Raw genomic sequence first — 18,107 nt, forward strand, 5'->3', positions numbered from 1 at the left:
CTTCATCATTGCCCCGATACACCCGCATTGCTGGCACCGGTAGCGTGCTGCCACCGCGTCGCGTCACCAACGCTGATTTGGTGGCCCAGCTCGCAGAACGTGGTCTGGAAAGCTCGCACGAGTGGATTGTCGAGCGCACAGGCATTCACGCGCGCCACTTTGCAGCGCCCGAGGTGACCTCCAGCGACCTCGGCACAGAGGCCGCTCAGCGGGCGCTTGAGGCTGCGGGCATCTCCGCCCAAGAGATCGACCTGATCATCGTCGCCACCTCCACGCCAGACATGGTGTTCCCCTCGGTGGCCTGTTTGATCCAGCGTCGCCTCGGCATTGTGGGTTGCCCCGCCTTCGATGTGCAGGCGGTGTGCGCCGGCTTTGTCTATGGCTTGACAGTGGCTGACGCGATGATTCGCGCAGGCACCGCCAAAAAAGCCTTGGTCATCGGCGCCGAGGTCTTCTCTCGCATTCTCGATTTCAACGACCGCACCACCTGCGTGCTGTTCGGTGATGGTGCTGGCGCTGTTGTTCTCGAGGCCAGCGCTGAGCCTGGCCTCTTGGCCACCAAGCTTCATGCTGACGGCCGTTACGCCGATGTGCTGTGCACACCCGGTACGGTGTCTGGGGGCGAGGTCTTGGGCTCGCCCCTGCTGCGCATGGACGGCCAAGCCGTCTTCAAGCTCGCGGTCTCTGTGCTGGAAAAAGTCGCCCGTGAAGTGCTCGAGGCTGCCGGCCGTACCGAAGAAGACATCGACTGGCTGATCCCGCATCAGGCCAATATCCGCATCATGCAGGGCACCGCGCGCAAGCTCAAAGTGCCCACCGACCGTGTCATCGTGACCGTCGATCAACATGGCAACACCTCTGCGGCCTCCATCCCGCTGGCCTTGGATCACGCTGTTCGTTCTGGCCGTATCGGCCGGGGAGATACCGTGATGCTAGAAGGCGTGGGCGGTGGATTCACCTGGGGCGCGGTGTTGTTGGATTTCTGACTTCCCCACGCAAGACCGCCATGACAGCATTTGCATTTGTTTTTCCGGGCCAAGGCTCTCAAGCCGTGGGCATGTTGGATGCTTGGGGTGACCACCCCGCCGTTCGCGACACCCTGCGTGAAGCCAACTCAGCCCTGGGCGAAGACCTGGCTGGTTTGATCCAAGCAGGCCCCAAGGAGCAATTGGATCTCACCACCAACACGCAGCCTGTGATGCTCACGGCGGGCATTGCCTGCTACCGGGCTTGGCTGGCAGAAGGTGGCGCTAAGCCGGCTGCTGTGGCAGGGCATTCCTTGGGTGAGTACACGGCGCTGGTGGCTGCAGGCAGCCTCAGCTTGGCAGATGCGCTGCCGCTGGTGCGTTTGCGTGCGCAAGCCATGCAAGAAGCCGTGCCGGTTGGCGTGGGCGCCATGGCCGCCATCTTGGGCTTGGAGGCAGACGCTGTCAGAACAGGCTGTCTGGATGCCGCTGCCGCCAGTGGGCATGTGGTTGAGGCGGTGAACTTCAATGACCCCAAGCAAACGGTGATTGCTGGGACCAAAGAAGGGGTGGCTGCCGCCTGTGAGTTGCTCAAGTCGCGGGGCGCCAAGCGCGCCTTGCCGCTGCCGGTCTCCGCGCCCTTCCACTCGTCGCTGATGAAGCCAGCCGCCGAGCGTTTGAAGGCTCGTTTGAGCGAGATCGAGGTCCGCTCGCCCGAAATCGCTGTCGTCAACAACATCGATGTGGCGGCGGTGCAAGATCCGGCGGCCATCAAAGATGCGCTGTATCGCCAGGCTTTTGGCCCGGTGCGTTGGGTGGAAGTGATCCAAGCGCTGCGCGCGCGGGGTCTCACCCACATCATGGAATGTGGCCCGGGCAAAGTGCTGTCCGGCATGGTCAAGCGCATTGATGCTGAGGCTCAAACTGCGACTGTGTTTGACCCGGCCAGTCTGCAAGACGTTAAAGGAATGCTCGCATGAGTGAGGTCACCACCTTCGCGGGGCAAGTGGCCCTGGTCACCGGGGCGTCGCGCGGCATCGGCCGCGCCATTGCCATGGAGCTGGCGCGTCAAGGCCTGCATGTCATCGGCACGGCGACCTCAGAGTCCGGTGCGCAAGCCATCTCCGACGCCTTGGCGGGCTTGGGCCAGAGCCGTGGCGTGGTGCTGAATGTCAATGATGCTGCAGCCGTCGATGCCACCATCGATGGCATCTTGAAGGCGCATGGTGCTCTGCACGTGCTGGTCAACAATGCCGGCATCACCCGCGACACCTTGGCCATGCGCATGAAGGACGACGACTGGGATGCGGTGGTCGACACCAATCTCAAGGCGGTGTTCCGCATGTCGCGCGCCGTGTTGCGCCCCATGATGAGGCAGCGCTACGGCCGAATCGTCAACATCACCTCGGTGGTTGGGGGGATGGGCAACGCGGGCCAAGCCAACTATGCTGCGGCCAAGGCCGGTGTGGCGGGCATGACCCGCTCCCTGGCTCGAGAACTGGGCAGCCGCTCGATCACGGTGAACTGTGTGGCCCCAGGCTTTATTGCCACCGACATGACCGATGCACTGCCCGAGGCGCAAAAAGCTGCGCTTCAGCAACAAATCCCCTTGCAACGCTTGGGCCAAGCCGAAGAAGTCGCCCATGCGGTGGCGTTTTTGGCATCGCCACAAGCAGGCTATATCACTGGCAGCGAACTACCCGTCAATGGCGGTATGTTCATGAACTGAACCCCCTGGGGCGGAGTACCCACGCTGCCAGCGTAGAATCCGCCCCGTTTTTGAATCACCTCCCGGAGGAGATATGAGCGATATCGAAGCACGCGTCAAGAAGATCATTGCCGAACAACTCGGCGTTCCCGAAGCTGACGTCGTCGGCGACAAGGCCTTTGTGGCCGACCTGGGCGCAGATTCCCTGGACACTGTGGAGCTGGTCATGGCTCTGGAAGACGAGTTCGGCATCGAAATCCCCGATGAAGAAGCCGAAAAGATCACCACGGTGCAATTGGCGGTTGACTACGCCAAGAACAACGCCAAGGCTTGATCCTGACTTCGGGTGCTCTTTGGTGAGCGCCTGACACCAGTCGCCCGCTCTGCCGGGCCCTGGGCCCTACAACGCACCGATCTTCACGCATGACTCGTCGACGCGTCGTCATTACCGGCCTTGGGCTCATCAGCCCGGTCGGCAACACCGTTTCCGAAGGCTGGGCCAATTTGGTCGCTGGCCGCTCGGGCATTGGCACCATCACCAAGTTCGATGCGTCGGGCTTGACCTGCCAAGTTGCCGGTGAGGTCAAAGGTTTCCAAGTCGAGGACTACATCCCCGGCAAAGAAGCCAAGGCCATGGACACCTTCATCCATTTCGGCATGGCTGCGGCCATTCAGGCTGTACAGGATGCGGGCTTGCCGACGGGCGACGCCCTGTCCGAAGATGAAGCTGAGCGCATCGGCTGTCTCATCGGTTCAGGGATCGGTGGCATTCCCGGCATTGAGGCCACGGCCAAACTGATGTTTGACCGCGGCCCTCGCCGGATCTCCCCATTTTTCGTGCCGGCCTCGATCATCAACATGATCTCCGGGCACGTCTCCATCCGCTTTGGTTTCACGGGGCCCAACTTGGCCATCGTGACGGCCTGCACCACGGGCCTGCATTGCATCGGCCAGGCTGCACGCATGATCGAAGCGGGTGATGCCGACGTCATGGTGGCAGGTGGCTCAGAGGCCACGGTCTCGATGTTGTGCGTCGGTGGTTTCGCCTCTGCGCGTGCACTCTCCACCCGCAATGACGATCCCACCACGGCCTCGCGCCCCTGGGACAAAGACCGCGATGGCTTTGTGATGGGTGAAGGCGCGGGTGTCATGGTCTTGGAAGACTATGAATACGCCAAGAAGCGTGGTGCGCGCATCTATGCCGAAGTCGTGGGCTTCGGCATGGGCGCCGACGCTTATCACATGACAGCCCCCAATGTGGATGGCCCCAAGCGGTCCATGAAGGCTGCGCTGCGCAATGCCGGCTTGAACCCAGATCAAGTTCAGTACCTCAATGCCCACGGCACCTCCACGCCCCTGGGTGACCTGAACGAAACCAATGCCATCAAGCTGGCCTTTGGTGACCATGCCAAGAACCTGGTGGTGAACTCCACCAAGTCGATGACGGGTCACTTGTTGGGCGGCGCCGGCGGTGTGGAGTCGGTCTTCAGTGTGCTGGCCTTGCATCACCAAGTCTCGCCGCCCACCATCAACATCTTCAACCAAGACCCGGAATGCGATTTGGACTACTGCGCCAATGAAGCGCGGGAGATGAAGATCGACGTGGCCGTCAAGAACAACTTCGGCTTCGGTGGCACCAACGGCACGCTGGTGTTCCGACGCGTTTGATACCTAGGCCTATTCGCAGCATGGGGGCCGCGCTCTGCACCGCGCCTCCACCTCAAAGGGCTGGGGGCCTGGCTGACCTTTGTGGTCACCACACGTGGGCCTTGACCTGATGGACAGCCCCACCGACCTCGACGCTGCTTTGGTGGCGCGCGTACAGCGCGGCGACACCAAGGCCTTTGAAATGCTGGTCATCAAGTACCAGCGGCGCATCGAGCGCCTGATCGGCCGCATGGTGCGCGACGTCGACTTGGTGCAAGACATTGCCCAAGAGACCTTCATCCGAGCCTACCGCGCTCTGCCGGGATTTCGCGGCGAGAGCGCGTTCTACACCTGGCTCTATCGCATTGCGGTCAATACGGCCAAACGCGCGCTGGGCGACCTTCAGCGCGATCCACTCGTCACCGAAGCCTCTCGGGCAAGTGCTGACGAAGAGGATGAAACTTATCGGCCAGATTTGGAACCAAGCGATGGAGCCACCCCGGAATCGGAGTTGGCCAGCAAGGAAGTCGCTGCGGCGGTGAATGCGGCCATAGAAGCGCTGTCCGAAGATCTTCGGCAGGCCATCACCTTGCGCGAGATTGAAGGTCTGAGTTATGAAGAGATCGCTGAGATCATGGCTTGCCCGATCGGAACGGTTCGCTCGCGAATCTTCCGGGCTCGCGAAGCCATTGCGTTGCGGCTGCGTCCGCTATTGGCCACCCGTGCGGGTGAGCGCTGGTGAGGGGGACGATCTCATGGTTTGGTTTGTTGGAGTAAGGTCATGACATCCGCGATTCCCCACCCAAAGCCACTGACCCCCGAGCAATGCAGCGCCCTCTTCGATGGTGAGGCTGAAGCCGCTGAGTTGGAGCAGCTGTGCCGCCAATGGGCTGATGACGACACCCGTGAGGATTGGCACACATGGTCTCTGATCGGCGATGTCTTGCGCTCGGAAGACCTGGCGCAGACGCCGAGCCATGACGCGCATTTCTTGGCGGGCCTCAGGCAGCGTTTGGCGCAGGAGCCGACCGTCTTGGCGCCCGCGGCTGCCGCCTTGACGCAACAACGGCTAGAGCCTGCCCAGGCAGCGCCTCGACAGCGGCGCGTCGGCACCCGTTACTGGCTGGGCTCGGCGGCAGTGGCGGCCTCTGTCGCCGTCGCTGTGGGCAGTTGGGTCCGTCAACCGCAGGGGCTGCCGCAGGCTGTTGCCCCAGGCTTGGCACAAGTCGGGCCAGCCCCTGAGGTGAGCGCACAAATGCCCATGACCATGGTGCGTGACCCCGAATTGGACCGCTACTTGGCGGCCCATCGTCAGTACGTGCAAGGCCCAGCCCTGGCTGCGCCCGGTGGCGTGCGCCAAGTGGCCGTGAATCCCAGCCGCTGACGCCTCATGAAGCCCACTGTTGCTTTGCGTTTGTGCGTCTGCGTGATGCCGCTTCTCGCGGGCGTCATGGCGTTGCCGGCCCACGCTCAGGACGCCGCAACAGCACAAGGCCATGACGCGCGAGCCTGGCTCTTGCGCATTCATGAAGCGGCCTTGCAGCGCAACTACCAAGGCACCTTGGTGGTCTCCAATGGCGTGCAGACGTCCACCTCGCGGGTCCAGCACTTTGCCGATGGCGGCCAGCAAGTGGAGCGCATCGACTGGCTGGATGGTGAAGCGCGCAGCATGATCCGCCACAACGATGTGGTGCACACGCTGTGGCCCAACGCCAAGCTGGCGCTCATTGAGCAACGCGAGCCACGCGCGACCTTTCCGGCGCTGTTTTCGGGCGGTGAAAAGCGCGTCCTCGAATGGTATGAGCTCCATCCCTTAGGGCTGGATCGCGTGGCCGGCTTGCCCGCCGAAGTGGTGCTGCTCAAGGCGCGTGATGCGCTGCGATTCAGTCAGCGTTTGTGGGCGGAGCGTCGAACAGGGCTGTTGCTGCGTGCGGATGTGCTGGCGGCCAACGGTCAGTTGATGGAATCGGTGTCCTTTACTGAGGTCAGTATTGGCATACGTTCGCAAGCTGAGCAGGCCATGGCGGTGCTGCGCCATCTGCCGGGCTATCGCGTCATTCGCAACCAAGCGCTCCCAACGGCTTTGGAGCAAGAAGGTTGGGTGCTCTCCAAGCCCCCTGCGGGCTTTCAGGAGGTGACCTGTGCGCGGCGCTCACTGGATGTGATGGCCTCCGACAGTTCACCCATCGTGCTGCAAACTATCTTTGCAGACGGATTGACACATATCTCGCTTTTCATCGAACCTTTTGACCCCAAAAGGCACCAAGCAGAAGCGGTCACCACCCTTGGTGCTACGTCCACTTTGGCGACCCGCAGGGGTGACCACTGGGTGACGGTCGTCGGGGACGTTCCTCTGGAGACCCTCAAGAAGTTTGTGCAAGCCTTGAGCCGCAAGCGTTGACGCAAGCGCCGGCCACGGCTTGATGTCGTTGAGAAAAGGAGAAAGCGTGCTGTCTCAATCGAGTTTGTCTCAGTCCAAGTCCCGCAGCCCCATGCTGGGCCTGTTGCTGGCCTCGGTCACCGCGTTCGCCCTGGTGGCGGCGCCCGCCGCACAGGCCCAGCCCAAGGGCTTGCCCGACTTCACCGAGTTGGTGGAGCAAGTCGGCCCGTCGGTGGTCAACATCAAGACCTCTGAGCGGGTGAAGAGCCCTGTGCGTGGCGGCGGTGGCATGGACCCGAATGTCGAAGAGTTCTTCAAGCGATTCGGCATCCCCATGCCCAATCGCCCAGATGGCCGCACGCCCCGTGGTGGCGATGATGATGGCCCGCAGCGCCGTGGTGAAGGCTCGGGCTTCATTCTCACCTCCGATGGCTTCGTGATGACCAACGCCCACGTGGTCGATGGTGCGGATGAGTTGTGGGTCACCCTGACCGACAAGCGCAAATACAAAGCCAAGGTGGTGGGCGCGGATGCGCGCACCGATGTGGCTGTGGTCAAGATCGAAGCCACGGGCTTGCCCGCGGTGAAAATTGGCGATGCCAACCGCCTCAAAGTGGGCGAGTGGGTGATGGCCATTGGCTCGCCCTTTGGCTTGGAGAGCACGGTCACCGCTGGCATCGTCAGCGCCAAGCAGCGCGACACCGGCCAATACCTGCCCTTCATTCAAACGGACGTGGCCATCAACCCTGGCAACTCTGGCGGCCCGCTGATCAATATGCGGGGTGAGGTGGTGGGCATCAACTCCCAGATCTACAGCCCCTCAGGCGGCTATGCCGGCATCTCCTTTGCCATTCCGATTGACGAAGCCACGCGCGTTTCCGACCAACTGCGTAACGGCGGTCGTGTCATCCGTGGGCGCATCGGTGTGCGTATCGCTCCTGTCACAGAAGACGTCGCGGAGTCGATTGGCCTGGGCAAGCCCGTGGGCGCCTTGGTGCAAGGTGTCGAGCCCGGCTCACCGGCTGAGAAGGCGGGCATTGAGGCCGGTGACATCATCGTCAAGGTCGACGGCCGCGCCATCGAAAAGGCTGGCGATCTGCCGCGCATCATCGGTGCCACCAAGCCAGGCAGCAAAGCGACCTTGCAGGTCTTCCGTCGTGGCGGCACCAAAGACATCAGCTTGAGCGTGGTTGAGTTGGAGGCCGACAAAGCGCGAGGCAGCAGCCCCGCAGAGTCGACGCCGGCCTCACCCGTCAAGACCACGCTCGGCCTTGGTGTGGTGGACCTGACGGATGCCCAAAAGCGTGAGCTCAAGCTCAAGGGCGGTGTGCGTGTCGAGTCGGTCGACGGGCCTGCGGCGCGTGCCGGTGTGCGTGAAGGCGACGTGATCACCTTGATGGATAACACCGAAGTGAGTGACGTGAAACAGTTCACGGCGCTGGCGGCCAAGCTCGACAAGAACAAGCCGGTGACGGTGCTGGTGCGGCGAGGAGACTGGGTCAATTACGTGGTGATCCGCCCTAGCCGCTGAAGCCTCAGCCCCACAGACCCGCTGTCCGACCTGGGCAGCGGGTCTTTCCATGTGGTGGAATCCTGAGTCCAAGGAGAAGAAATTTCTGATTGGCGTGTGCGTCGTATCAGGGCCACAAATCAAATGGGTGAGCGCCTACATACTTTTTGCCTGAGCCGCATTGCTCGCGCTCAGCGATAGAATCTGGCGCAAATCTACCGAGATTGTTTCGATAATGAGCGTTGAGTGCGGGGTCGGTGCAACACTCCTGGCTGGCCACTCCAGGTTTGTGGATAAGTTGTTTATAACTTTTCCTGTTGGCACCTTGCAACGAGCCTCTCGCACCAAAAGTCGGGGCTTGCGGACAGGCCCTTTTGGCTACAATGAAGGCCCAACAAGCAGTTGCCATAAGTTTTGTTGGAAGGCGCGTCTCCTCTTGGACGTGCCTTTTTTTTAACCGTGGCGAGCCGCTGCGGTGGGAGTGCTCCAAAGCCATTTGAGTGGGTGTTTCACTCGAAAGAGCAGGGGGCTTTCACTGGCGCTCTCCACCCCCCAATGGCCCCGCTCTGGTGGGGCATGTTCGCGCTGAGAAGCGCTGCTGACTCAAAGCCGCTGGCCCTGTGCCTGCGCATCTCTCTTGCATGGACCACATTCGCAACTTCTCGATCATTGCCCACATCGATCACGGCAAGAGCACGCTGGCGGATCGCATCATTCAACGCTGCGGCGGCCTGAGCGACCGAGAAATGGAAGCCCAGGTGCTCGACTCGATGGACATCGAGCGCGAGCGAGGCATCACCATCAAGGCCCAAACCGCTGCACTGCAATACAAAGCCCAAAACGGGCAGGTCTATAACCTCAACCTGATCGACACGCCGGGCCATGTGGACTTCTCCTATGAAGTCAGCCGCTCGCTGTCGGCCTGCGAGGGCGCACTCTTGGTCGTCGACGCATCGCAAGGCGTTGAAGCGCAGACCGTGGCCAACTGCTACACCGCTCTGGATCTTGGTGTTGAGGTCGTCCCGGTCCTCAACAAGATGGATCTGCCGCAGGCGGACCCGGAGCGCGCCAAGGAAGAGATCGAGGATGTGATCGGCATCGATGCCAGCAACGGCATCCCATGCTCGGCCAAGATCGGCATGGGCATCGACGAGATTCTGGAAGCCGTCATTGCGCGTATGCCGCCACCCAAGGGCAACCCCGAGGGCCCGCCGCGCGCCATGATCATCGACTCCTGGTTTGACAATTACGTCGGCGTGGTGATGTTGGTCCGCGTGGTCGACGGTGAGCTCAAAAAGGGCGACCGCATCCGCATGATGGCCACCAACGCCATCTATCCGGCGGAGCATCTGGGCGTCTTCACGCCCAAGAGCGAGAACCGCGAGGTGCTCAAGGCTGGCGAAGTGGGCTTCATCATCGCCGGCATCAAAGAGCTGCAGGCCGCCAAGGTGGGTGACACCATTACCCTGGAAAAGAAGCTGCCCAACAACGCTGGCCCGGCCAGCGAGGCGCTGCCTGGCTTCAAAGAGATTCAGCCCCAGGTGTTTGCCGGCCTCTACCCCACCGAGGCCAGCGAATACGACCAACTGCGCGACGCCCTGGAAAAGCTCAAGCTCAATGACAGCTCGCTGCGCTATGAGCCCGAGGTCAGCCAGGCGCTGGGCTTCGGCTTCCGCTGTGGCTTCTTGGGCCTGTTGCACATGGAGATCGTGCAAGAGCGCTTGGAGCGGGAGTTCGACCAAGACCTGATCACCACCGCGCCCAGCGTGGTCTACGAGGTGGAACTGAACGACGACACCGTCATCGAGGTGGAAAACCCCTCCAAGATGCCGGACCTGGGTCGCATCAAAGAAATCCGCGAACCCATCGTCACGGTGCATCTGTACATGCCGCAAGACTATGTCGGCCCGGTGATGACGCTGTGCAACCAAAAGCGCGGCATGCAGCTCAATATGGCCTATCACGGCCGCCAGGTCATGCTGACCTACGACATGCCGCTGGCCGAGATCGTGCTGGACTTCTTTGACAAGCTCAAGAGCGTGTCACGCGGCTACGCCTCAATGGACTATGAGTTCAAAGAGTACCGCGCCTCCGACGTGGTGAAGGTGGACCTGCTGATCAATGGCGATCGCGTCGATGCGCTGTCCATCATTGTTCACCGTGCGCAGAGCCAGTACCGCGGCCGTGCCGTCGCGGCCAAGATGCGTGAGCAGATCCCGCGCCAGATGTACGATGTGGCCATTCAGGCCGCGATTGGCGCCAACATCATTGCCCGTGAGAACATCAAGGCGCTGCGCAAAAACGTGCTGGCAAAATGCTACGGCGGTGACATCACCCGTAAGCGCAAGCTGCTTGAAAAGCAAAAAGCCGGCAAGAAGCGCATGAAGCAGATTGGCTCGGTCGAGGTGCCGCAAGAAGCCTTCTTGGCCATTCTGCAGGTGGACGACTGATCGTCGGCCGATGTCCTTCGATTTCCAGATTCCTCTCATTTCGCCCGCTTCACCGTGGGCTGGACAAAACGCATGAGTGCATTGACGGCCGTCCTCTACGCGGCGCTGATCGCCTACCTGGGTGGTTGGTACATGGACATGTGGCACGGCAACTTCTCGCTGCTGCTGTTCATCCTCTCGGTGGTCACGGGCCTGTACTGGCTGGCAGAGATCTTCCGCTTCAAGCCCGCCCGCGAGAAGGCCGCGATCCAACTGGAGTCGCAAGATGCCGCTCGCCGCGCGGAGTTGGCCAAGCAAGGCATCGACCGGGTGGACGGCGACATCACCCAGGCCCGCGAGCGCCTCTTGATGCAACCCTGGTGGCTGGATTGGACGGCGGGCTTGTTCCCCGTCATCGTGGTGGTCTTCCTGATGCGCTCATTCCTGTTTGAGCCCTTCAAGATCCCCACCGGCTCCATGATCCCGACGCTGGAGGTCGGCGACTTGATCTTGGTGAACAAGTTCCACTATGGCGTGCGCCTGCCGGTGATCAACAAAAAGATCATCGACAACCATGCGCCCAAGCGCGGCGACGTGGTGGTGTTTCGCTATCCCATGGATCCTCGCATCGACTACATCAAGCGCGTGGTCGGCCTGCCTGGTGATGAAGTCTCCTATTTGAACCACGAGCTGCGCATCAATGGACAGCCTGTGCCTGTCACGCCTTTGGGCGAGCAGTATGACGACCTGGCCTACCGCTACATGCTGCGCTTCTCGGAGCGGCTGGGTGAGGTAGATCACCGAATTCAGCAAGAAAAGACACCCCTGTCTTTCAATGGTTCGCGGTACGATTTCGCTTTCCGCGATCAATGCCGCCACAGTTTAGAAGGTGTTGTTTGCAAAGTGCCCGCAGGCAACCTGTTTGTCATGGGTGATAACCGTGACAACTCTGAAGATTCGCGTTATTGGGGCTTTGTGCCCGACGAGAATCTCGTAGGGCGTGCCTTTGTGGTGTGGATGAACTTTGGAAACTTGGGCCGTATCGGGGCCTTCCATTGAGACTCAAAAGGACTCGCGACATGCTGCATACACGCCAACGCCAACGTGGATTGACCATTTTTGGCCTCGTGGTTTGGGCTTTCTTTGTGGGCTTCATGGGCCTGATGGCCATTCGCGTCTGGCCGTCCTTTAATGAATACCTGACCATTCAGCAGACGCTGACCCGCATCATGAAGGGCGACAGCCGTCCGGGCTCGGCTGGTGAAGTGCGCGCGGCGTTCGATAAGCAGTCTCAAATCGAGTTCTCCATTGCCACCATCAAGGGCGCTGATCTGGAGATCGAAACCGTCAACGAGCGCATGGAAGTGCGCTTCGACTACAACAAGCAAATCCCCTTGGTGGGGCCGGTCAGCCTGCTGGTGAACTACAGCGGCAAGGTGCGCTGATCCATGCGCTTGGGTGTGTCATGAGTGCGGCCTTAGAGGCCTTGCAGCAGCGATTAGGCTATCGCTTCCAGCAGGCCAGCCTGCTTGCTCGCGCGCTGACACACCGCAGCCACGGCGCTGACCACAACGAACGCCTGGAGTTCTTGGGCGACGCTGTCCTCAACCTCACCATCTCCCGCCTGCTCTACGACCGCTTCAGTGGCTCGGATGAGGGCGATCTGACCCGTGTCCGCGCCCACCTGGTGCGCGAAGAAAGCCTGCACCGCGTCGCCTTGGCTCTGCGCCTGCCCGAGGTGCTCAAACTGTCTGAAGGCGAGGCGCGCGGCGGCGGCGCCCAGCGCCCGTCCATCTTGGCCGATGCCACCGAAGCGTTGTTGGGCGCGGTGTACCTCGACGGCGGTGATGCAGCGGCTCACGCTTTGGTCAAGCAGCTCTTTGGGGAGCTGATTGACACCACCACCATCGACAACTGGCGCAAAGACGCCAAGACCGAGCTGCAGGAACTGTTGCAGGGCAAGCGCTTGCCCGTGCCCAGCTATCGCATTGTGGCCACACACGGCCAAGCCCATGCGCAGACCTTTGATGTGGAAGCGGCCGTGCCCGCGCTGCAACTCAGCAGCATGGGCTCGGGCCGCTCACGCCGCGCGGCCGAGCAAGAAGCGGCTCGCCAACTCCTGGACAAGCTTCGGGCGCCGCCCGCACGCTGACCTCCTCAACCCTTGTGGTGCCCGAATTGAACCTGCCCCCAGAGTCCGACCTGCCTGAGATGCCCGACATGCCCGACATGCCAGAGCTGCCCCCTGGTGCGGCCCGCACCAGCCCCGAAGGCGCGCGCTGTGGCTTGGTCGCCATCGTGGGCCGTCCCAATGTGGGCAAGTCCACCTTGATGAATGCCCTGGTCGGGCAGAAGATCAGCATCACCTCCAAGAAGGCGCAAACCACACGCCATCGCATCACGGGCGTGCGCACGGTCGAAGAAGCGCAGTTCGTGTTTGTCGATACGCCCGGCTTTCAGATGAAGCACGCCACGGCGCTGAACCGCAACCTCAACCGCACCGTGCAGTCCACCTTGTCCGATGTGGACGTGGTGCTGTTCTTGGTGGAGGCCGGGCGCTTTGGGATGGACGACGCCAAGGTGCTGTCCCTGATCCCTGAAGGCAAGCCGGTGGTGTTGATCCCCAACAAGCTCGACACCGTGCACCGCCGCTCAGACCTGCTGCCTTGGCTCAAGAGCATGCAAGAGCGCCACCCCTTTGCCGAGTATGTGCCCATGTCGGCGCAAAAGCAGGCGGACGTCGACCGCCTCTTCCAGATCATCAAGCCCTATCTGCCTGAGCAAGATTGGTTCTACGAGGAAGACGCGCTTACCGACCGCAGCGAAAAGTTCCTGGCCAGTGAGCTGATCCGCGAAAAGCTCTTCCGCCTCACCGGCGATGAGCTGCCCTACAACTCCACCGTCGTGATCGAGAAGTGGGAAGAGGAGGGCAACTTGCGCCGCATCAGCGCCGCCATCGTGGTCGAGCGCGATGCCCACAAAGGCATGATCATTGGCAGCGGCGGCGAGCGCCTCAAGCGCATTGGCAGCGAGGCGCGCCAAGAACTCGAGCGCCTGACCGACGGCAAGGTGTTCTTGGAGCTGTGGGTCAAGGTCCGCTCGGGCTGGGCCGACAGCGAAGAACACCTGCGCTCCTACGGCTACGAATGAGCAACGCACGCGGGGGTGACGCCAGCACGGCCAAGCTGCCGCGCAGCCGCGCCGCCACCACGGCGGCCTATGTGCTGCACCGCTATGACTGGAGCGAGACCAGCCTGATCCTCGACCTCTTCACCCGCGAGCAAGGTCGGCTCACCGTAGTCGCCAAAGGCGCCAAGCGCCCCTATTCGCAACTGCGGCCGGTGCTCCTGCCCTTTCAAGGCCTGCTGGCCAGCGTGAGCCGCCCCAGCCGCGACGAAAACGCCGAGGTCAGCACTCTGCGCGGGGCTGAATGGCTGGGCGGCGCGCCCATGCTCAGCGGAGCGGCCCTGTTCTCGGGCTTCTACCTCAATGAGCTGCTGATGAAGCTGCTGCCCCGGCATGACCCGCATCCATTGCTCTTTGATGCCTACGCCGTCACACTGCCTGCGTTGGCGCAGCCCGATGAATGGGTGTCGGCGGCGGCCTTGCGGGCCTTTGAACTGGTGCTGCTGCGCGAGACGGGCTTTTTGCCGCAGCTCGACCGCCTCAGCACCCAAGGCGCGGTGCAGGCGGGCAAGGCCTATGGCTTGCGCCCTGGCTTGGGCCTGATCCCCGCCACGCCGGACGACCACCCGGTGCCCGGAGAAACACTGTTGGCTATCCAAGCCGCATTGACCGAGGGCGACCTGGCCCGCGTCCAATATGCTTGCGCGGCGCAAAGCACCGCGCTCAAGCTGAGTTTGCGCACGGTGCTTCACTATCATCTGGGCACCCCCCGCCTGCGTACCCGCGACGTGATGCTGGACGCGCAACAATTGCTGGACACGCAGCGCCCTTTGGCGCCCGCGACCCCCACCGCTTGATGGACTGCAGACCATGAACCCGCTCGTCGCCCCCGAATCCTCCGCGCACGCTCTTGGCCGCACGGCTTTGTCGGTCAACCTCAACAAAGTGGCCCTGCTGCGCAACACCCGCCATCTGGGCATCCCCAGCGTCACACGGGCTGCCGAGATCGTGCTCGAAGCCGGGGCCGACGGCATCACCGTCCACCCTCGGCCAGACGAGCGCCACATCCGTGCCCACGACGTGCATGAGCTGGCCGCGCTGCTCAAGCGCTGGCCCCAGGTCGAGTACAACATTGAGGGCAATCCGCTGCACAACCTGATGGACTTCATCCGCGCCGTGCGGCCGCACCAAGCCACCTTTGTGCCCGACAGCGAAGGCCAGTTCACCTCCGACCACGGCTGGAACCTGCCCGCCGACGCCGACACCTTGCGCCCCCTGATCGACGAATGCCATGCCCTGGGCATGCGCGTCAGCCTCTTCATGGACCCGATCCCTGAGCAAATGGCCCACGTCCGTGCGGTGGGCGCGGACCGGGTGGAGCTCTACACCGAAACCTATGCCTCGGCTTTTGGCACGCCCCGCGAACAAGCCGTGCGCGACCAATTCGCCGCCACCGCCCGCGCCGCTTTGGCGGCGGGCTTGGGCGTCAATGCCGGGCACGACTTGAACCGCGACAACCTCACCGCCTTTGTGCGTGAAGTGCCAGGCGTGGCCGAAGTCTCCATCGGGCACGCCTTGATCGCCGATGCGCTGGAGCTGGGCTACAGCGCCACCATTCGGGCCTACCTGGGCTGCATCCACGCGGCCGGCGCGACAGCATGATCCACGGCATTGGCACCGACATCTGCGACAGCCGCCGCATCGCAGCGTCGCTGGCGCGTCGAGGTGATCGCTTTGCCAGCAAGGTGCTGGGGCCGAATGAGCTCAAGGTCTTTGCCGCTCGCCGCGCTCGCAATGAGGCGCGCGGGGTCATTTACCTGGCCACTCGTTTCTCCGCCAAAGAGTCCTTTTCCAAAGCCATTGGTTTGGGCCTGCACCTGCCCATGCGCATGCCGGATTGCGAGATCCTCAACGAGCCCTCCGGCAAGCCCTTTGTGCGCCTGCATGGGGAGCTGGCCACTTGGTTCGACGCCCAAGGCCTGACCGCCCAGGTCACCCTCAGCGACGAGAGTGACTATGTGGTGAGCTTTGTGGTGGTGGAGCGGGCCAGCGCCTGAGCACGGCATGGCTGGCCCCCAGGTCTCCCTCGACGAGGTCAGCTTCAGCGCCATCCGGGCGCAAGGGGCCGGCGGCCAAAACGTCAACAAGGTGTCCAACGCCGTGCACCTGCGTTTTGACATCCAGGCCTCCTCGCTACCCGCGGACGTCAAGGCGCGCTTGCTGGCGCTGCCTGACAGCCGCATCACGGCCGACGGCGTGGTCGTCATCAAGGCCCAAGACTACCGCAGCCTGCCGCAGAACCAAGCTGACGCCATGTTGCGCCTGCAAGCCCTGGTGGACGCCGCCGCCCAGGTGCCCAAGAAGCGCAAGCCCACCCGGCCGACGCGCGGCTCGCAGCAACGAAGGCTGCAGGGCAAGGCCGTGCGCGCGCAGGTCAAAGCGGGTCGTGCTCGGGTTGACGATTGACTACAGCCCCACTTGAGCCAGACGCCCCAAGAACTTCTCTGGCGGCATGAAGCCGACGATGCGGGCCTGGGTTTGCTCCTGGCCTTTCGCATCAAAGAGCAACACGGCGGGTGGGCCAAACAGGGTGAAGTGGCGCAGCAGGGCGCGGTCTGCGGCATCGTTGGCCGTGACATCCGCCTGCAGCAACAAGGCCTTGGCCATGCGCGCCTGCACCTCGGGCTTGGCAAAGGTCAGGTGCTCCATCTCCTTGCAAGACGTGCACCAGTCCGCGTAGAAGTCCAGGATCACGGCCTGCCCGCGCTGACGGGCTGCATTCAAGGCCAGATTGAGGGAAGCCACATCCTTGACCCGCTCGAATCGCGGCGCCTCGGGCTGCGCCGCCGTGCCCGCCACGGCTGCGGTGCTGCTGCGCTCTGCCAGGTGCCGCAGCGGCTGCAAGTAAGCCGTGCCACCCGACAGCGCACCGATCACCAAGCTGGCACCCCAGAGGCCAGCCAGCAAGGCCAAGCCCTTGGCCAGCACGGTCGCCCGAAAGGCCGCCACAGCACCCACCAACAGGCCTGCGCCCAGCAGCAGCATCACCACGGCCTGCGGCAGCACCGGCGCCACCAGCCACAAGGCCACGCCCAAGAGCAGCACGCCAAACACCGTCTTGACCCGCTCCATCCAGGGCCCGGCCCGGGGCAGCAAGGTGCCGGCCGACAAGCCCAGCGCCAACAAGGGAATGCTCATGCCCATGGCCAGGCTGAACAAAGCCACCGCGCCCAGGGCCGCATCCCGGGTCTGGCCGATGTAGACCAAGGCACCGGCCAAAGGGGCCGCTACACAAGGCCCGACCATCAGCGCCGACAAGCCGCCCATGGCAAAGACGGCCGCATGCTGCCCACCCGGCAGGCGTGAGGCTGCGCCTTGCAGCCGGGTTTGCACGGCAGCGGGCATCTGAAACTCCCAGACGCCAAACATCGACAGCGCCAGTGCACTCAGCAGCAAAGCGAATGCCCCCAAGACCCAGGGGTTCTGCAGTGCGGCCGCCAAGCCCGCACCCGCCAGCCCGGCCGCTACCCCCATCAAGGTGTAGATGCAGGCCATGCCCATGGAATAAGAGAGGGCCAGCATGAAACCGCGCGCGCGCGAGACCGTGCCCGTTTGCCCCACGATGATGGACGACAAAATCGGCATCATGGGCAGCACGCAGGGCGTGAAGGACAGGCCGAGCCCAAAGACGAAGAACAAGCCCACGACCCACAGCCACTGGCCCGAATGCAGAGCGGCGACGATGCCGCTCACATCATCGGCTTGGGTTTCCTTGAGGCTGGTGCTGCCTTGGGTGCGGGTGCTCGCCTTGTCGGCCGTGGCTGCGGCGACCGGCGCTGCGAGCGCTGTGCTGCTCGGCAAGCTGCTGTCATCTTCTCGCCACTGCGCTTGAAGCTCGCCAGACGCCCCCGTGCTGACCCTCAACTCACCGGCTTGAGGGGGGTAGCACAGGCCTTGCTCTGCACAGCCCTGGTAGCGCACGGCATAACGTGCGTCCGCCTGGCCTGGTGCGACGGTGAAGCGCAGTGTGGCCTGCTGCTTCCACACCACCATGTCTTTGCCAAAGTTGGGGTCGAACTTGGTGAGGCCTTCTGGCAGTTGCACGCTGGAGGCGTCCAAGCGCGTGCCTTCCAAACCGCTGATCTCGGTGCGTTCGCGATAGAGGTAGTAGCCCGGAGCGATGGCAAAGCTCAGTTGCGCGGTTCGGCCCTCGGTGATGCTGACGCTGGGTTTGAAGGCCTGAGCGGGCTCCAAGAAATTGTCTTCGGCTAACGCAGGGTTCAGCAGGCTCAGGGCCAACAGGGCGCCGCCCAGGCCGCGGTGAATCGTGAGGTTCATCATG

The 18,107-nt window shown here is 62.8% G+C and carries 19 protein-coding genes; 18 read left to right on the forward strand and 1 reads right to left on the reverse strand.

All coding sequences use genetic code 11. The features are described 5' to 3' along the window. Positions 1–8 precede the first annotated feature (8 nt). The 18 genes from KAK11_RS09855 to arfB all read left to right on the forward strand — a co-directional run bounded on the left by KAK11_RS09855 (position 9) and on the right by arfB (position 16,231). Complete coding sequence (locus KAK11_RS09855) at positions 9–986, forward strand: beta-ketoacyl-ACP synthase III (protein WP_210809000.1); 978 nt, start codon at positions 9–11, stop codon at positions 984–986. Between the two features lie 20 nt (positions 987–1,006). Further along, the gene (gene fabD / locus KAK11_RS09860) at positions 1,007–1,945 is read left to right on the forward strand and encodes an ACP S-malonyltransferase (protein WP_210808746.1); all 939 of its coding nucleotides are present in this window, start codon (positions 1,007–1,009) and stop codon (positions 1,943–1,945) included. Further along, a complete protein-coding gene (fabG, locus tag KAK11_RS09865) occupies positions 1,942–2,694 on the forward strand; it encodes a 3-oxoacyl-ACP reductase FabG (protein WP_210808748.1) in 753 nt (250 codons plus the stop codon). The genes fabD and fabG overlap by 4 nt, the downstream gene beginning before the upstream one ends. A 73-nt stretch (positions 2,695–2,767) precedes the next feature. Beyond that, complete coding sequence (gene acpP / locus KAK11_RS09870; RefSeq protein WP_210808750.1) at positions 2,768–3,007, forward strand: acyl carrier protein; 240 nt, start codon at positions 2,768–2,770, stop codon at positions 3,005–3,007. A gap of 89 nt (positions 3,008–3,096) precedes the next feature. Next, a complete protein-coding gene (fabF, locus tag KAK11_RS09875) occupies positions 3,097–4,341 on the forward strand; it encodes a beta-ketoacyl-ACP synthase II (RefSeq protein WP_210808752.1) in 1,245 nt (414 codons plus the stop codon). A gap of 109 nt (positions 4,342–4,450) precedes the next feature. Further along, positions 4,451–5,062, forward strand: a complete 612-nt coding sequence (gene rpoE / locus KAK11_RS09880) for an RNA polymerase sigma factor RpoE (RefSeq protein WP_210808754.1) — start codon at positions 4,451–4,453, stop codon at positions 5,060–5,062. 39 nt (positions 5,063–5,101) lie between these two features. Further along, the gene (locus tag KAK11_RS09885; RefSeq protein ID WP_210808756.1) at positions 5,102–5,704 is read left to right on the forward strand and encodes a sigma-E factor negative regulatory protein; all 603 of its coding nucleotides are present in this window, start codon (positions 5,102–5,104) and stop codon (positions 5,702–5,704) included. 6 nt (positions 5,705–5,710) lie between these two features. Then, entirely contained in the window at positions 5,711–6,721 is a 1,011-nt protein-coding gene (locus tag KAK11_RS09890; RefSeq protein ID WP_210808758.1) for a MucB/RseB family sigma factor regulatory protein, read from the forward strand. Between the two features lie 91 nt (positions 6,722–6,812). Next, a complete protein-coding gene (locus KAK11_RS09895) occupies positions 6,813–8,231 on the forward strand; it encodes a DegQ family serine endoprotease (protein ID WP_210809001.1) in 1,419 nt (472 codons plus the stop codon). 620 nt (positions 8,232–8,851) lie between these two features. Further along, the gene (lepA, locus tag KAK11_RS09900; RefSeq protein WP_210808760.1) at positions 8,852–10,660 is read left to right on the forward strand and encodes a translation elongation factor 4; all 1,809 of its coding nucleotides are present in this window, start codon (positions 8,852–8,854) and stop codon (positions 10,658–10,660) included. Between the two features lie 72 nt (positions 10,661–10,732). Then, entirely contained in the window at positions 10,733–11,698 is a 966-nt protein-coding gene (gene lepB / locus KAK11_RS09905; protein ID WP_210808762.1) for a signal peptidase I, read from the forward strand. A 20-nt stretch (positions 11,699–11,718) separates the two neighbouring features. Beyond that, positions 11,719–12,084, forward strand: coding sequence for a DUF4845 domain-containing protein (locus KAK11_RS09910; protein ID WP_210808764.1), 366 nt, complete (start codon positions 11,719–11,721; stop codon positions 12,082–12,084). Positions 12,085–12,104: 20 nt separating this feature from the next. Then, positions 12,105–12,791, forward strand: coding sequence for a ribonuclease III (rnc, locus tag KAK11_RS09915; protein ID WP_210808766.1), 687 nt, complete (start codon positions 12,105–12,107; stop codon positions 12,789–12,791). A 68-nt stretch (positions 12,792–12,859) separates the two neighbouring features. Beyond that, on the forward strand, positions 12,860–13,789 hold the full coding sequence (era, locus tag KAK11_RS09920) for a GTPase Era (protein WP_246498789.1): 930 nt from the start codon (positions 12,860–12,862) through the stop codon (positions 13,787–13,789). Next, on the forward strand, positions 13,786–14,622 hold the full coding sequence (gene recO / locus KAK11_RS09925) for a DNA repair protein RecO (RefSeq protein WP_210808768.1): 837 nt from the start codon (positions 13,786–13,788) through the stop codon (positions 14,620–14,622). Before era ends, recO begins: the two co-directional genes overlap by 4 nt. 13 nt (positions 14,623–14,635) lie before the next feature. Beyond that, a complete protein-coding gene (locus KAK11_RS09930) occupies positions 14,636–15,427 on the forward strand; it encodes a pyridoxine 5'-phosphate synthase (RefSeq protein WP_210808770.1) in 792 nt (263 codons plus the stop codon). Then, positions 15,424–15,822 (forward strand): holo-ACP synthase, encoded by a 399-nt coding sequence (gene acpS, locus KAK11_RS09935; RefSeq protein ID WP_210808772.1) that lies wholly within the window; start codon positions 15,424–15,426, stop codon positions 15,820–15,822. The genes KAK11_RS09930 and acpS overlap by 4 nt, the downstream gene beginning before the upstream one ends. A 7-nt stretch (positions 15,823–15,829) precedes the next feature. Beyond that, positions 15,830–16,231 carry an alternative ribosome rescue aminoacyl-tRNA hydrolase ArfB gene (gene arfB / locus KAK11_RS09940; RefSeq protein WP_210808774.1) on the forward strand — a complete coding sequence of 134 codons (402 nt, stop codon included), beginning with the start codon at positions 15,830–15,832 and terminating at the stop codon, positions 16,229–16,231. Here arfB and dsbD read toward each other — a convergent pair whose 3' ends face one another. Next, positions 16,232–18,106 carry a protein-disulfide reductase DsbD gene (dsbD, locus tag KAK11_RS09945; RefSeq protein ID WP_210808776.1) on the reverse strand — a complete coding sequence of 625 codons (1,875 nt, stop codon included), beginning with the start codon at positions 18,104–18,106 and terminating at the stop codon, positions 16,232–16,234. Position 18,107: the final 1 nt, after the last annotated feature.

Origin of the sequence: Ideonella paludis (genome assembly GCF_018069865.1) — a bacterium.
Taxonomy (GTDB): domain Bacteria; phylum Pseudomonadota; class Gammaproteobacteria; order Burkholderiales; family Burkholderiaceae_C; genus Ideonella; species Ideonella paludis.

What these genes read in the sequence shown, in the direction of transcription:
- fabD (WP_210808746.1), top strand. Translation starts at nt 1,007, where the DNA reads ATGACAGCATTTGCATTTGTTTTTCCGGGCCAAGGCTCTCAAGCCGTG.
- fabG (WP_210808748.1), top strand. Translation starts at nt 1,942, where the DNA reads ATGAGTGAGGTCACCACCTTCGCGGGGCAAGTGGCCCTGGTCACCGGG.
- acpP (WP_210808750.1), top strand. Translation starts at nt 2,768, where the DNA reads ATGAGCGATATCGAAGCACGCGTCAAGAAGATCATTGCCGAACAACTC.
- fabF (WP_210808752.1), top strand. Translation starts at nt 3,097, where the DNA reads ATGACTCGTCGACGCGTCGTCATTACCGGCCTTGGGCTCATCAGCCCG.
- rpoE (WP_210808754.1), top strand. Translation starts at nt 4,451, where the DNA reads ATGGACAGCCCCACCGACCTCGACGCTGCTTTGGTGGCGCGCGTACAG.
- KAK11_RS09885 (WP_210808756.1), top strand. Translation starts at nt 5,102, where the DNA reads ATGACATCCGCGATTCCCCACCCAAAGCCACTGACCCCCGAGCAATGC.
- KAK11_RS09890 (WP_210808758.1), top strand. Translation starts at nt 5,711, where the DNA reads ATGAAGCCCACTGTTGCTTTGCGTTTGTGCGTCTGCGTGATGCCGCTT.
- KAK11_RS09895 (WP_210809001.1), top strand. Translation starts at nt 6,813, where the DNA reads ATGCTGGGCCTGTTGCTGGCCTCGGTCACCGCGTTCGCCCTGGTGGCG.
- lepA (WP_210808760.1), top strand. Translation starts at nt 8,852, where the DNA reads ATGGACCACATTCGCAACTTCTCGATCATTGCCCACATCGATCACGGC.
- lepB (WP_210808762.1), top strand. Translation starts at nt 10,733, where the DNA reads ATGAGTGCATTGACGGCCGTCCTCTACGCGGCGCTGATCGCCTACCTG.
- KAK11_RS09910 (WP_210808764.1), top strand. Translation starts at nt 11,719, where the DNA reads ATGCTGCATACACGCCAACGCCAACGTGGATTGACCATTTTTGGCCTC.
- rnc (WP_210808766.1), top strand. Translation starts at nt 12,105, where the DNA reads ATGAGTGCGGCCTTAGAGGCCTTGCAGCAGCGATTAGGCTATCGCTTC.
- era (WP_246498789.1), top strand. Translation starts at nt 12,860, where the DNA reads ATGCCCGACATGCCAGAGCTGCCCCCTGGTGCGGCCCGCACCAGCCCC.
- recO (WP_210808768.1), top strand. Translation starts at nt 13,786, where the DNA reads ATGAGCAACGCACGCGGGGGTGACGCCAGCACGGCCAAGCTGCCGCGC.
- KAK11_RS09930 (WP_210808770.1), top strand. Translation starts at nt 14,636, where the DNA reads ATGAACCCGCTCGTCGCCCCCGAATCCTCCGCGCACGCTCTTGGCCGC.
- acpS (WP_210808772.1), top strand. Translation starts at nt 15,424, where the DNA reads ATGATCCACGGCATTGGCACCGACATCTGCGACAGCCGCCGCATCGCA.
- arfB (WP_210808774.1), top strand. Translation starts at nt 15,830, where the DNA reads ATGGCTGGCCCCCAGGTCTCCCTCGACGAGGTCAGCTTCAGCGCCATC.
- dsbD (WP_210808776.1), bottom strand. Translation starts at nt 18,106, where the DNA reads ATGATGAACCTCACGATTCACCGCGGCCTGGGCGGCGCCCTGTTGGCC.